Annotated in this window: 17 protein-coding genes; all 17 read left to right on the top strand. The window is 37.9% G+C overall.

Annotated elements, in window-relative coordinates; genetic code table 11:
• Positions 1-37: 37 nt before the first annotated feature.
• The 17 genes from KW850_RS18260 (at position 38) to KW850_RS18180 (ending at position 14,282) form a co-directional block, all read left to right on the top strand.
• Positions 38-592: an NUDIX hydrolase gene (locus tag KW850_RS18260; protein WP_218349186.1), complete on the top strand. Its 555-nt coding sequence runs from the start codon at positions 38-40 to the stop codon at positions 590-592.
• Entirely contained in the window at positions 589-1,752 is a 1,164-nt protein-coding gene (locus tag KW850_RS18255) for an endonuclease Q family protein (RefSeq protein ID WP_218349184.1), read from the top strand. Before KW850_RS18260 ends, KW850_RS18255 begins: the two co-directional genes overlap by 4 nt.
• 128 nt (positions 1,753-1,880) lie before the next feature.
• Positions 1,881-2,528: a stage II sporulation protein M gene (gene spoIIM, locus KW850_RS18250; RefSeq protein WP_218349183.1), complete on the top strand. Its 648-nt coding sequence runs from the start codon at positions 1,881-1,883 to the stop codon at positions 2,526-2,528.
• A 118-nt stretch (positions 2,529-2,646) separates the two neighbouring features.
• Complete coding sequence (gene fur, locus KW850_RS18245; RefSeq protein ID WP_218349182.1) at positions 2,647-3,111, top strand: ferric iron uptake transcriptional regulator; 465 nt, start codon at positions 2,647-2,649, stop codon at positions 3,109-3,111.
• 148 nt (positions 3,112-3,259) lie between these two features.
• Positions 3,260-3,487 (top strand): YqzK family protein, encoded by a 228-nt coding sequence (locus tag KW850_RS18240; protein WP_218349180.1) that lies wholly within the window; start codon positions 3,260-3,262, stop codon positions 3,485-3,487.
• Positions 3,488-3,492: 5 nt separating this feature from the next.
• Complete coding sequence (xerD, locus tag KW850_RS18235; RefSeq protein WP_218349178.1) at positions 3,493-4,380, top strand: site-specific tyrosine recombinase XerD; 888 nt, start codon at positions 3,493-3,495, stop codon at positions 4,378-4,380.
• A gap of 221 nt (positions 4,381-4,601) precedes the next feature.
• Entirely contained in the window at positions 4,602-5,786 is a 1,185-nt protein-coding gene (gene deoB, locus KW850_RS18230; RefSeq protein WP_218349177.1) for a phosphopentomutase, read from the top strand.
• A 13-nt stretch (positions 5,787-5,799) separates the two neighbouring features.
• Positions 5,800-6,621, top strand: coding sequence for a purine-nucleoside phosphorylase (locus KW850_RS18225; RefSeq protein WP_218349175.1), 822 nt, complete (start codon positions 5,800-5,802; stop codon positions 6,619-6,621).
• A 38-nt stretch (positions 6,622-6,659) separates the two neighbouring features.
• Positions 6,660-7,964 carry a pyrimidine-nucleoside phosphorylase gene (locus tag KW850_RS18220; RefSeq protein WP_218349174.1) on the top strand — a complete coding sequence of 435 codons (1,305 nt, stop codon included), beginning with the start codon at positions 6,660-6,662 and terminating at the stop codon, positions 7,962-7,964.
• A 145-nt stretch (positions 7,965-8,109) separates the two neighbouring features.
• Positions 8,110-9,282 carry a D-alanyl-D-alanine carboxypeptidase family protein gene (locus KW850_RS18215; RefSeq protein ID WP_218349173.1) on the top strand — a complete coding sequence of 391 codons (1,173 nt, stop codon included), beginning with the start codon at positions 8,110-8,112 and terminating at the stop codon, positions 9,280-9,282.
• A 193-nt stretch (positions 9,283-9,475) separates the two neighbouring features.
• Positions 9,476-9,826: an anti-sigma F factor antagonist gene (gene spoIIAA / locus KW850_RS18210; RefSeq protein ID WP_218349171.1), complete on the top strand. Its 351-nt coding sequence runs from the start codon at positions 9,476-9,478 to the stop codon at positions 9,824-9,826.
• Positions 9,827-10,267 (top strand): anti-sigma F factor, encoded by a 441-nt coding sequence (gene spoIIAB, locus KW850_RS18205; protein ID WP_218349170.1) that lies wholly within the window; start codon positions 9,827-9,829, stop codon positions 10,265-10,267. It abuts the gene before it with no gap.
• Positions 10,268-10,279: 12 nt separating this feature from the next.
• On the top strand, positions 10,280-11,038 hold the full coding sequence (gene sigF, locus KW850_RS18200) for an RNA polymerase sporulation sigma factor SigF (protein ID WP_218349167.1): 759 nt from the start codon (positions 10,280-10,282) through the stop codon (positions 11,036-11,038).
• 111 nt (positions 11,039-11,149) lie between these two features.
• A complete protein-coding gene (locus KW850_RS18195; protein WP_218349166.1) occupies positions 11,150-11,770 on the top strand; it encodes a stage V sporulation protein AA in 621 nt (206 codons plus the stop codon).
• The gene (locus KW850_RS18190) at positions 11,763-12,182 is read left to right on the top strand and encodes a stage V sporulation protein AB (RefSeq protein WP_218349165.1); all 420 of its coding nucleotides are present in this window, start codon (positions 11,763-11,765) and stop codon (positions 12,180-12,182) included. Before KW850_RS18195 ends, KW850_RS18190 begins: the two co-directional genes overlap by 8 nt.
• A 53-nt stretch (positions 12,183-12,235) precedes the next feature.
• Entirely contained in the window at positions 12,236-12,805 is a 570-nt protein-coding gene (spoVAEA, locus tag KW850_RS18185) for a stage V sporulation protein SpoVABEA (protein WP_308128825.1), read from the top strand.
• Entirely contained in the window at positions 12,792-14,282 is a 1,491-nt protein-coding gene (locus KW850_RS18180) for a spore germination protein (protein ID WP_218349162.1), read from the top strand. Before spoVAEA ends, KW850_RS18180 begins: the two co-directional genes overlap by 14 nt.
• The last annotated feature ends 42 nt before the right edge of the window (positions 14,283-14,324 follow it).

Below are 14,324 nucleotides of genomic sequence, written 5' to 3'. Positions count from 1 at the left end.
ATGAGCAGATTATAGGAATAGAACAGGAGTGACCCTAATGAGCAATCTCGAAGAAAAAACGCTCCAGAGCGAAGAAATTTTCTCTGGAAAAGTTATCAGTCTTCATCTCCAGGATGTTGAACTTCCGAACGGGAAACAATCCAAACGGGAGATCGTCAAACATCCCGGAGCTGTAGCTATTTTAGCCATTACGGATGATAAGAAAGTCGTTATGGTCGAGCAATACAGGAAAGCACTAGAACGGACCATTGTTGAAATCCCCGCTGGAAAATTGGAAAAAGGGGAAGAACCAGCGCTTTGTGCTCGCCGAGAACTTGAAGAAGAGACTGGCTATGAATGTAAGAGCCTAGATTGGCTCACCTCTTTTTATACCTCGCCAGGATTTGCCGATGAAATCGTCCATGTCTATGTTGCAACAGGGTTATCGAAAAAAGAAAATGCAGCAGCACTCGACGAAGACGAATTTGTAAATCTCGAGGAATTAACCCTTGAAGAAGCTATCCAATATATAAAAGAGCAAAAGATCTATGATGCTAAAACCATTTTCGCTGTGCAGTATTTACAGTTACAAGAGGCGTTGAAAAATAAATGAACCGCTACTTTGTAGATTTACATATTCATATTGGCCGGACATGGACAGGCAAGCCAGTAAAAATCACAGGGGCCAAATCACTAACCTTTACGAATATCATTGAACATGCTCGCCATGAGAAGGGGCTAAATATGGTGGGAATCATTGATAGTCATTCTCCTGAAGTCATCCTCGAAATGGAAAGTCTTATTCAAAGTGGAGATATAGTAGAACATCCCGATGGGGGCTTGGTATTTGGTGATTTAACGGTTATTCCTGGTTCTGAATTAGAAGTTTATGATCAACAATGCAATGGGCCTATTCATTTGCTCTCGTATTTTCCGAATCTTTCCGTCATGAGGGAGTTTTCATCATGGCTGTCTGGCAACTTAAAAAATATTCAACTAAGCTCACAAAGGATCTATGCCTCGGGCCTAACTTTGCAAAAGAAGGTTAAGGAGTTAGGAGGAATCTTCATTCCTGCCCATGTGTTCACGCCCTTTAAAAGCTTATATGGGAAAGGTGTCAATCAGTCTTTGACAGAGGTATTAGACCCAGAATTGGTTGATGCAATTGAACTTGGACTAAGCTCCGATACCTATATGGCGGATCAAATAAAGGAATTGCATAATTATACTTTTGTTACAAATTCTGATGCCCATTCCCTTGCAAAAATTGCCCGAGAATACCAAGTCATTGCGATGAAAGAACCAACATTTTTAGAGTTGCAAAAAGCGTTAAAGAAGGAAGATGGACGTAGAATCATCGCGAATTATGGTCTTGATCCTTTGCTTGGTAAATATCATAAAACAGTTTGTGCAGAATGCCTTAATCCAGCAGCAAACGATGATCAACTATGCACCCAATGTGGAACCATAAAGATTATTAAAGGTGTTGCTGACCGTATCCTCGAATTAAAAACGGCTGAACAAGGACCTGCAGATCGACCTCCGTATATCCATCAAGTCCCGCTCGAGTTTATTCCTGGTTTAGGGCCTCGCCTACTGGAGAAGCTGGTCGATCACTTTGGCAGTGAAATGGCGATTTTACATGATGTTCCATATGATGGTTTGAAAGAAGTGGTCCCCGAAAAAATAGCTGTCCTAATTCTGAAAGCTAGAGAAGGTAAAGTAACTCTAGCAGCCGGCGGCGGTGGAAAATACGGAAAAATTTCGAATTAATAAAAAGTAAACCCCGGTAGCCAAAAGACATCGGGGTTTATTCTGTAATCTATTAAATTTTAAGCATAGAAATACTAGACTGGCATACACTGTATTAACTGAACTGAGAATAGTAGGAGGAAACGCAAATGAAAAAACGATTGTACCAGTCCGATGCCGCTAGTTATTTCCGTGAGCATTCCTCAATTTTTTTGTTTATTGTCGTTTTATTTTTAATGGGAGTAATCTTTGGGGCAATTGTCGTAAACAGTATGAGCATTACCCAGAAGGAAGATTTATTCTATTATTTATCACAATTTTTTGGACAAGTCTCAAGTGGAAAAGATGCCCAAGACAATGATTTATTCTTACAAAGCTTATTCCATAACAGTAAATTCATTGGGCTCATGTGGATACTTGGTATTTCAATTATTGGTCTTCCGGTTATTTTGATTCTATTATTTATCAAAGGTATGGTAGTTGGGTTCACCGTTGGTTTTCTTGTCAGCCAAATGGGCTGGCAGGGGTTCATGCTTGCCTTTGTATCAATATTACCTCAGAATTTGATTATCATTCCCGTCTTCATAATGATGGCAGCATTATCTGTAATTTTCTCACTCAGAATGATCAAAAAGCAGTTTATGAAAAAATATGCCCAACCAATCCTTCCTTTTTTTAAAAGATACATTTTTGCTTTGATTGTAGCGGTAGTTTTTATATCTGCCGCATCTGGAATCGAGGCCTATCTTTCGCCATGGTTAATGAAAACCATCATAAGTTCAACTAGTTTAAAATAATTATCATATAATATTAATTATTAGTAATACTTTGTTTTTGTTTATAATAATTTTAGTTTGATTCTCAATTGCCATCTGTTATAATGAGAATTAACAGTGGCGAGGGAGGGACTTCAGGATGGAAACTAGAATTGAGAGAATTAAAAAACAGTTGCATTCAGCAAGTTATAAACTAACACCTCAGCGTGAGGCAACCGTTCGAGTTTTATTAGAAAATGAAGAGGATCATTTGAGTGCGGAAGATGTGTACCTCCTCGTAAAAGAAAAATCGCCTGAAATTGGTTTAGCAACTGTTTATCGAACGTTGGAATTATTAACGGAATTAAAAATTGTTGATAAAATAAATTTTGGGGATGGGGTTTCCCGGTATGACCTCAGGCAGGAAGGCGCAGCACATTTTCATCACCATCTTGTTTGCATTGAATGTGGTGCGGTCGATGAAATTCAAGAGGATTTACTTGAAGATGTTGAAGCAATTGTAGAACGTAAATGGAATTTTAAAATAAAAGACCATCGCCTTACTTTTCATGGAATCTGCTACCGATGCCAGGACAAAGAAAAAGACGAAGAAAAAGAAGATTAACCGAAAAAAGCTCCGTGAAAAGGGCTTTTTTCTTTTGGTTTATTTACATTCGTTTAATTGAAGCTTCTCTATATTACCAATGATTAGGTATAAAAGTTGTCCATTTTGGCATACATTTTACTAGACGATTGGAATTGGGGGAAGCACAATGATCACATTTATTAAAGCAGCACTAAAAACCTTAAAAGTTTTTATTATATTCACAGGATGCACGATTCTTTTCTATTATGGTATCATGTTGGTAAATGAAGAATATCAAAATTATCATCGCTATGATGAACCGGAAGGAGCTGCACTCAAGGTTTCGAACGCAGTGAATGAAGACAATTCTTCCTTGTTCGATCGGCTGATGTTGTTTTATTTAAATGGGGAGTAAATGCGATGGACGAGCAATTAAAGGATTTTATGCAATACTTAATTAATGAAAAAGGGTTATCTAAGAATACCATTATGGCGTATGAGCGAGATTTAAAAAGCTATCTTCATTATTTGGTAAATGTGGAATCCGTCCATTCTTTAAATGATGTACAAAGAGTTCATATTGTTCATTTTTTAAAATTTTTAAAAGACCAAGGGAAATCACAGAAAACCTTGGCACGACACATTGCTTCCATACGGGCATTTCATCAATACTTATTAAGGGCAAAGGAAACAGATCAAGATCCGTCAGTTCAAATTGAAACACCAAGGCATGAAAGGTCACTTCCCAATGTATTAAGTTTGAAGGAAGTAGAGGTCCTGTTAGAGACACCAAAACCAAATGATCATTTTGGAATTAGGGATAAGGCAATGCTCGAACTGCTATATGCGACAGGTATCCGTGTTAGTGAACTAATAGGTCTTGAGATTGATAATGTTCAGTTATCTATGGGTTTTGTTCGCTGCAATGGGAAAAAGGAAAGAATCATACCAATTGGCCGAACTGCTACTGTGGCAATAAAGTATTATTTAGAAGAAGGAAGACCCCGGTTTGTTTCCACGAAACATATGGATCAGGCTTTGTTTTTAAATCATCAAGGGAAACGGTTGACACGGCAAGGGTTCTGGAAAATTTTGAAAAAGCTTACGCAAGAAGCCGGGATCAATAAGGAGCTTACACCACATACCCTTCGACATTCATTTGCAACGCATTTGTTAGAAAATGGTGCCGATTTACGAGCAGTCCAAGAAATGTTGGGGCATGCTGATATCTCAACAACACAAATATATACACAGGTTACAAAAACAAAGTTAAAAGATGTATATAGTAAATTCCATCCACGAGCTTAATAGAATCGAAGTATTAAAAAAGACATATAATTGTCAAAAAGCTGCCTCAATTTTGGTGGCTTTTTTCTTGTAATTTCTGAAACATTTAGTACAATAGAGATGTCAGACTTCTGACGAATAGAATTATATTAGTTTTCATAAACCTATATAATGAGGGCAACATATTTATATGATTTGAATATTTGCAAACGTTTTCTAGTTGTAGAAGGAGGAAGAATTAAATGGCTGCAAATAAATATAAACGTATTTTTATTATTGTTATGGACTCAGTAGGGATTGGAGAAGCGCCTGATGCTGAAAAGTTTGGTGACAAAGGTGCGGATACTTTTGGCCATATTGCGGAAAGAATGAACGGTCTAAACATGCCACATATGGGCAAGTTAGGTTTAAGTAATATCCGTGAAATACAAGGAATAGAAAAGGCAGAAAAACCGTTAGCATTTTACACGAAAATGATGGAAGCATCTAACGGTAAAGATACCATGACGGGACACTGGGAAATCATGGGTTTAAATATCCAAACTCCTTTTCAGGTATTCCCAGAGGGATTTCCTGATGAACTTCTTTCCGAATTGGAAAAGCGTACAGGTCGAAAAATTATTGGCAATAAGCCTGCAAGTGGAACCGAAATCCTCGTTGAGTTAGGCGAAGAGCATATGAAGACAGGGGCATTGATTGTCTATACTTCAGCTGATTCCGTACTTCAGATTGCAGCACATGAAGAAATTATTCCGCTTGAAGAGCTATATGAAATTTGTAAAATTGCCCGTGAATTAACGCTGGATGAAAAGTATATGGTTGGACGTGTAATTGCCCGCCCATTCTTAGGTGAACCGGGGAACTTTAAACGCACCTCGAACCGTCATGATTACGCACTTAAACCATTCGACCGGACGGTTATGAGCGAATTAAAAGATGGTGGCTATGATGTCATTGCCATTGGGAAAATATCCGATATCTATGACGGAGAAGGAGTAACAAAGTCATTAAGAACGGTTTCTAACATGGATGGAATGGATAAGTTAGTGGAAACCTTGGATATGGATTTTACCGGAATTAGTTTCGTAAATCTAGTTGATTTTGATGCATTATATGGACACCGCCGTGACCCTGAGGGCTATGGAAAAGCATTAGAAGAATATGATGCTCGTCTCCCAGAAGTATTTGCGAAATTAAAAGCAGACGACCTATTAATGATTACCGCCGACCACGGTAATGATCCAGTGGCACCAGGTACGGACCATACACGTGAATATGTACCTTTATTAGTTTATTCAAAGAGCATGAGCGAAGGGAAAGAACTCCCACTACGAGAGACTTTTGCTGATCTTGGGGCAACTGTTGCTGAAAACTTTAATGTCAAATTACCTAACTACGGAAAAAGCTTTTTAAATGAATTGAAATAAAAGGGGTATAAGAATGAACACTGAAAAAATTCAAAATGCTTCAAGCTTTTTAAAACAGAAATATGCAAATACACCTAAAATAGGACTCATTTTAGGTTCTGGTCTTGGAGTATTAGCAGATGAAATTGAGAACCCAGTAAAAATTCCATATAATGAGATTCCAGATTTTCCAATCTCTACGGTTGAAGGTCATGCTGGTCAACTGGTGTTTGGATTATTAAGTGATGTAGAAGTTGTGGCCATGCAAGGACGTTTCCATTTCTATGAAGGATATAGTATGGATAAAGTAACCTTCCCCGTCCGCGTTATGAAAGAGTTAGGGGTTGACATGTTAATCGTGACCAATGCTGCAGGCGGAGTTAATGAGAGTTTCGCAGCAGGTGATTTAATGATTATCTCGGATCATATTAATAATATGGGTACAAATCCGTTAATCGGACCAAATGATTCCAAGCTTGGTGTCCGTTTCCCTGATATGTCAGAGGCGTATACGAAAGAATTACGTGCAGCTGCAAGGGAAATTGCCAGCCGTCTAAACATCAATGTTAAAGAAGGAGTTTATTTCGGAAATCCTGGGCCTGTTTATGAAACACCAGCTGAAATACGGATGGTTCGAGCAATGGGCGGAGATGCAGTCGGAATGTCAACTGTACCGGAAGTAATCGTGGCCCGTCATAGCGGTATGAAGGTTCTTGGTATTTCATGTATTTCAAACATGGCAGCAGGAATTCTTGACCAACCGCTAACCCATGATGAGGTTATTGAAACAACCGAGAGAGTTAAAGCTGACTTCCTTCAATATATCAAAGAAATCGTTAAAACGATTGCACAATAAAATTCTATATAGGAAATTTACGTAAAGTGGTGATTATGATGAGGATGGTAGACTTAATAGAGAAAAAAAGAGATGGACAAGAATTATCGAAAGAAGAAATTAAATTTATTATCAATGGTTATACCGATGGATCAATTCCAGATTACCAAGTCAGCGCCTTAACTATGGCTATCTTTTTTAAAGGGATGACTGAGCAGGAAAGAGCCGATTTGACTATGGCAATGGTTGAATCAGGTGACCAAATTGATTTATCGCAAATAGAAGGAATTAAAGTAGACAAACATTCAACTGGCGGTGTGGGTGACACAACAACTCTAGTACTAGGACCACTTGTTGCTGCACTTGATGTTCCTGTTGCCAAAATGTCAGGGCGCGGCTTAGGTCATACAGGCGGAACAATCGATAAATTAGAAGCAGTTAAAGGCTTTCATGTAGAGATAGAAAATGAGGAATTTATTGACCTTGTAAATAAAAACAAGATCGCTGTAATTGGGCAAAGTGGAAATCTAACTCCTGCAGATAAAAAGCTTTATGCGTTGAGAGATGTGACAGCAACGGTCGATAGTATTCCACTTATCGCAAGTTCAATTATGAGTAAAAAGATTGCAGCGGGTGCCGATGCAATTGTTCTTGATGTAAAAACCGGTGCAGGTGCATTTATGAAGACGCTTGATGATTCTCGCGAACTTGCAAAAGCAATGGTACGGATCGGAAATAATGTCGGCAGAAGAACAATGGCTGTCATTTCTGACATGAGTCAACCGCTTGGATTTGCAATTGGGAACGCCCTAGAAGTAAAAGAAGCGATTGATACATTAAAGGGTGAAGGTCCTGAAGATTTAACGGAACTTTGTTTAACTCTTGGTAGCCATATGGTTTATTTAGCTGAAAAAGCAGACTCATTAGCAGATGCACGGACCAAGCTTGAAGGTGTAATTAAAGACGGTTCAGCGCTTGAAAAATTAAAGGTATTTTTAAGTTCACAAGGTGGAGATGCGTCCATTGTTGATGATCCTTCGAAAATGCCGCAAGCAAAATATATCATTGAACTTGAAGCCAAAGAGGATGGCTATGTATCTGAAATCGTAGCAGATGAAGTCGGAACAGCCGCGATGATCCTTGGAGCAGGAAGGGCAACAAAGGAATCTGTTATTGACTTAGCCGTAGGACTTGTCTTAAGAAAGAAAATCGGTGACCAAGTCAACAAAGGTCAATCCTTAGTAACTATTTACAGCAATTTTGAAAATGTAGAAGAAGTAAAAACAAAACTTTACAACAACATCAAAATTTCAGCAACAAAAATAGACGCACCAATCCTGATTCATGAGGAAATAACCGAATAAAAAGAATCTAAAGGGTGTCAGGCACCATGTGAAAAATTCACATGGTGCCTGACACCCTATTTTTATTTTGTTCGGGAGGGAATATCTGTATAAAGTTATTAATTTTGGAAAAAATGGATGCTATAAAGAATGGAGGGTTATGCGAATGAAACGATTTGTCTCTTTGATAGTGACAATTTTTTTACTTACTAGTTTATTGGGTACATCTGCTTTTGCTGCTGAGGAAAAGAAGAATGCTGATATTGTCAACAATGTAAAATCCGCTATTTTAATTGAACGTGATACAGGTAAAGTGCTTTATGAGAAAAACAGTAATGAAGAATTGCCACCGGCAAGTATGACCAAAATTATGACCATGCTTTTAATTATGGAAGCAATTGATCAAGGAAAACTTAAATGGAATGAAAAAATCCGTGCAAGTGAATATGCAGCTTCGATGGGTGGTTCCCAAATTTTTCTTGAACCGGGCGAAGAAATGACAACGAAGGAAATGCTGAGAGGTATTGCGATTGGCTCTGGGAATGACGCTTCTGTTGCTATGGCTGAAAGAATTGCTGGCTCAGAAGAAGCCTTTGTTGACATGATGAATACTAAGGTTAAAGAACTTGGCTTAAAACATACATTCTTTAAAAATACAACTGGACTTCCAGTCAGTGGTCATTTCAGCACTGCAAATGATATGGCCATAATGGCAAAAGAACTATTAAAATATGAAGACATTACCAAATTTACTGGTTTGTATGAAGCCTATCTTCGTGAAAATACTGACAAAAAATTCTGGCTTGTTAATACCAATAAATTAGTGCGTTTCTACCCTGGTGTAGATGGACTTAAAACTGGTTTTACGGCCGAAGCAAAGTACTGCTTAACCGCAACAGCACAAAAAAATGGTATGCGTGTAATTGCTGTTGTGTTTGGAGCCCCTACTTCAAAGGAAAGAAATGCCCAAGTAACAAAAATGCTAAACTTTGCGTTTAACCAATATCAAACACATCCGATGTATAAACGCGAACAAACAATAGCGAAAGCAAGAGTTAGTAAAGGACAAGTAAAGTCTATCGAAGCTGTTACAAGCGAGCCAATTTCTTTGCTTACAAAAAAAGGTGAAAAAACTGAGGATGTTAAACAAAAGATAACAATTAAAAAAAATCTGAAAGCACCCATTAATAAAGGCGATAAGATAGGGTCGTTAAAATTAATCAAGGATGGCAAAGTCTTTGTAGAAAGTCCTTTATTAGCAAGTGAAGATGTAAAAGAAGCGGGATGGTGGACCCTTTATAAACGTTCCTTTGGAATGTTCACAAAGGCTGGAAAATAATTCACTAATCATCTAGCTTGGGCGCCAAGCAACTAGGGTTTTCACTAAACGGGCGCTTCCGCTATTGAATCTGTCGAATCTTCCGGATATGTCACTTCTTTTAGCGAAATACGACTAGTTTTGTATTTGTAGAAGGAAATTACCAATCCGAAAGAGAATTGTCTCACTATACCAGATTAAGGAGGACGGGATAGTGAGTCTTAAAATTGATATGGAAACAAAACATGACGTTCTATGTATACGTTTAAGCGGTGAATTAGACCATCATACCGCGGATGAACTTCGTGAAAAAGCGGTATCCGTCATTGAGAAAAATGAAATTCGTCATATTGTCTTAAATCTGGAACAACTAGCCTTTATGGACAGTTCTGGCTTAGGCGTGATATTAGGCAGATACAAACAAATTAAACAGGTACACGGTGAAATGGTGGTTTGTGCAATTTCCCCTGCGATACAAAGATTATTCGATATGTCAGGTTTATTTAAGATCATAAAAATGGAACCGACAGAAGAATTTGCATTGCAACGATTGGGGGTGGCCTGAGTGAAGAATGAAATGAATCTTCAATTCAGTGCACTAAGTCAAAATGAATCATTTGCCCGAGTAACCGTGGCAGCATTTATCGCACAGTTAGACCCTAATATGGATGAGTTGACAGAAATTAAAACGGTTGTTTCAGAAGCAGTGACCAATGCGATTATTCATGGTTATGAGAATGATCCGAATGGACTTGTTTATATTCAAGTAATCATCGAAGATAGTTTAATTGATCTAACCATTAAAGATGTTGGATTGGGAATTGTCGATGTGGAAGAAGCTCGTCAGCCATTATTTACAACAAAGCCGGACTTAGAGCGTTCCGGTATGGGTTTTACTATCATGGAGAATTTCATGGATGAGGTAGAGGTTCATTCACAGCCAGGTCGAGGAACCGAAGTTAGATTACGAAAGCATTTACAAAACCGCAAAATGCTTTGCAATTAAGGAGACTTGCCAATGGATGTGGAGGTTAAGAATGATAAAGGTCAAACATATTTAAAGGATCATGAAGTAAAAGAGCTCATTAAAAAGAGCCAAGATGGGGACCAAGAATCAAGGGATTTAATTGTTGAAAAAAATATGCGTCTTGTTTGGTCTGTTGTTCAACGGTTTCTTAATCGAGGGTATGACCCAGATGATCTGTTTCAGATTGGATGTATTGGGTTATTAAAATCAGTGGATAAATTTGACCTTTCATACGATGTGAAGTTTTCGACTTATGCAGTCCCAATGATTATTGGTGAGATCCAGCGATTTATCCGTGATGATGGAACCGTTAAGGTTAGCCGCTCACTGAAAGAAATGGGAAATAAAATTCGAAAAGCTAAAGACGAATTATCGAAGACGCTTGGCAGAATACCAACCGTTAACGAGATATCAGCACATCTTGAACTCACACCAGAGGATGTCATTCTCGCTCAAGAAGCAAGCAGAACACCTTCTTCCATTCATGAAACTGTATATGAAAATGACGGAGATCCAATTACATTACTTGACCAAATTGATGATGGTAATGAAGGAAAATGGTTTGATAAAATAGCACTTAAGGAAGCCATTCGGGAGTTAGATGAACGTGAACGACTTATAGTCTATTTACGATATTATAAGGACCAAACACAATCTGAAGTCGCTCTAAGGCTTGGGATATCCCAAGTGCAAGTATCTAGACTTGAAAAAAAAATATTGCAGCAAATGAAAGGCCGTATGGATCTCTGATTCATACGGTTTTTTGTTTCGGATTTTTATGGTATTTTTTGGATTTCATTAAAAAAGTGCTTATTACTCATACTATTTATACAGGAAATCATTGTTTGGGAAGTGAATGTTTTGGAAGAAACAATATATATCCGCATGCGGAATCGTGTCCAGGCTCCGCCTGAAGAAAAAATATTGTTAAAAGATATTGCCCAAGTCATTGCCCCAGATGAAGTTCTTTCACCACTACAAACTATGATGATTCATCAATTAGCAGATACAGACCGGAATATAGTCATCATAGATGTCATGAAAGTAATCCAAGTGATTAAAAGCGAATTTGGAGAAATGGAAGTTCAAACGATTGGTCCAGCCCAAACCATTATTGAGGTCACTTTTAAGAAAAAGGGAGTTTCCCTTCCTTTTTTTCTTTTAATATGGTTTCTCTTATTTTTCGGTTCTGCTATGGCGATTATGAATTTCCATGATGATGTAAGTATGAGAAGCGTACAAGAAAAAATATATACGATTATTACAGGAAAAAAAGAAATAAAACCATTACTGTTCCAAATTCCCTATTCAATTGGGTTAGGCATGGGGATGATTCTTTTTTTTAATCATGTATTTAAGAAACGGATAAATGATGAGCCCAGTCCACTAGAGGTAGAAATGTTTAATTATCAAATGGATTTAGATAATTACGTAATTATCCATGAAAATAAAGAAAGTATGAAACAAATCAGTGATGATTAAGATTATAGCCATTCTTTTTTTAGGCTTAGCAAGTGGACTGGCAGTAGGCTCTGGTTTTGTGGCTTTTCTAACGGTGTTAGGGATTATTCCTAGATTGACGCAACTTAGCAAAACAATGAAAATGATTCAGCACTATGAATGGGCAGTTGTTTTAGGGGCACTCACTGGGGTAGGAGCAAGTCTTAGAGATCCTATTTTACATATTCCTTCCTTTCCATTAATTCTTCTAGGAATGACTGGTGGAATCTTTTATGGCATGTTAGCTGCTGCTCTCACTGAGGTATTAAATGTGCTGCCTATTCTCGCAAAAAGAATCCGACTGGATGGTGAAATTGTCATCTTAATAATGGCAATCGTATTAGGAAAAATTTTTGGGTCTATATTTCAATGGGTTTATTTTGTTCATCATTGATACTTTTGGAAAAGGTCTAGAACTTGTCATAGAAAGGACATCACATAATGAGTATTCGGAGGCGTGTTATTTTAATTACTGACGGTGATGAATATGCAAAGAGAGCAGTAGAGCATGTTTCTAGGGAAATAGGTGGCAGGTGTATTTCCAGTTCCCAAGGGAATCCGTCAACATTAACTGGTGAGAAAATAGTCCAGTTAATAAAAAGAACCCCTCACGATCCAGTATTTGTGATGTTTGACGATAGTGGCATAGTTGGAGAAGGTGCTGGTGAGAATGCTTTAAAATATGTAGCCCAGCATGAAGATATTGAAGTTCTAGGCATCATTGCAGTTGCCGCAAAATCAAGGCATGAAGAATGGTCAAGGGTGGATGTAAGTATCGATCGTGATGGAAATTTAACTCCATATGGTGTAGATAAATTTGGTATACCTGAGCTTGAAATCGGGAGAATAAATGGTGATACAGTATACTGCCTTGATGAATTAGAGGTACCTATCATCGTAGGAGTTGGCGATATTGGCAAGATGGCTAGACATGACTCCTACAAAAAAGGTTCCCCGATAACGAAAAAAGCAGTGGAGCTTATACTTGAAAGGAGTGGCTTCCATGTCAAGAAGTAATGAACAAAAATGGCCAATCCCAGAATCTGTAACTGAAATAGAAAATTATATGAAACAACGGGTTGGTCTTGGGCTAAGCTTTGATTTTGGCGTCAGGAAATTAAAAATCCTCAAAAAAGACGTACATATTTACTATGTAAATGGTTTGTGCGATTCCCGATTCATCATTGAACTAATCGAAGGATTAGTGGGAATCAATGATCATGAAAAATTATCAACAAATCTCTTTAATGTTGTTGAAAATAGACTTGTTAATCAATCGGTTGAACGAGCTACCACACTTGATTTCATTGTCGATAAGGTTTTGTCGGGATTAATTGCAGTTGTAATGGAAGGCGAAAATACAGCTTTTGTAATTGATGTTAGAAGCTATCCTGGACGGCAGCCCATGGAACCCGATACAGAAAAGGTTGTTAGAGGGTCCCGTGATGGATTTGTTGAAAATATTATTTTAAATACAGCATTAACAAGACGTAGAATTAGAGATGAACGTCTGCGCTTTGAAATGCTAAAGGTAGGAGAACGGTCAAAGGCGGATGTGGCTTTAGGCTATTTAGAGGATGTTGCAGATCCGGATATGGTAAATGTGATCCGTAAAGAAATACAAGGGATTAAAACAGATGGTATTCCTATGGCCGATAAAACGATAGAAGAATTCATCCTGAAACAGGGATGGAATCCATTTCCGCTGGTTAGATATACAGAGCGTGCGGATGTTGCTGCTACACATATTCTTGAAGGGCATGTTGTGATTTATGTCGACACCTCCCCAAGTGTTATTATTACTCCTACAACATATTTTCATCATGTACAGCATGCAGAAGAGTTTCGTGAATCACCAGCAATGGGAACGTTTGTACGCTGGACACGTTTTTTGGGTATCATAACATCTATTTTACTTCTTCCTTTATGGATGTTATTTGTATTAGAACCTTCTTTATTACCTGAAAAACTTTCATTTATTGGACCGAATGAACAGACAAATATACCCATAATCATTCAAATATTTTTAGCGGATTTTGGGATTGAATTTTTACGATTAGCGGCAATTCATACACCCACCCCGCTTTCAACAGCAATGGGCTTAATCGCATCAATATTGATTGGGCAAATTGCGATTAGTGTAGGTCTATTTGTTCCAGAGGTAATCTTGTATGTCGCCGTTTCGGGGATTGGCACTTTTACAACTCCTAGTTATGAATTAAGTGTAGCAAACAAAATTGGTCGATTAACATTGTTAATTCTTGTTTCGTTTTTTCATCTGCCGGGATTTGTCATTGGAGCGACAGTATTTTTTCTCTTCATTGTTAAAATACGTGCCCTTAATACACCATACCTATGGCCTTTCCTTCCTTTTGAGCCAAAAGGATTTTTGCAAATTATTGTACGCAGAGCCATACCAGGATCCATTCTCAGACCAAGTATTGTTCATCCAAGGAACCGCTACCGGCAGCCGCCTAAAGCAAACGAGAAATAATTGCACTTTTCAAACAGGTATGCTAAAGTATTTTTAATTAAA

Source organism: Bacillus sp. sid0103 (assembly GCF_019219025.1).
The sequence above is the reverse complement of the archived record's forward strand: the minus strand, read 5'-3'. Positions and strand labels throughout refer to the sequence as shown.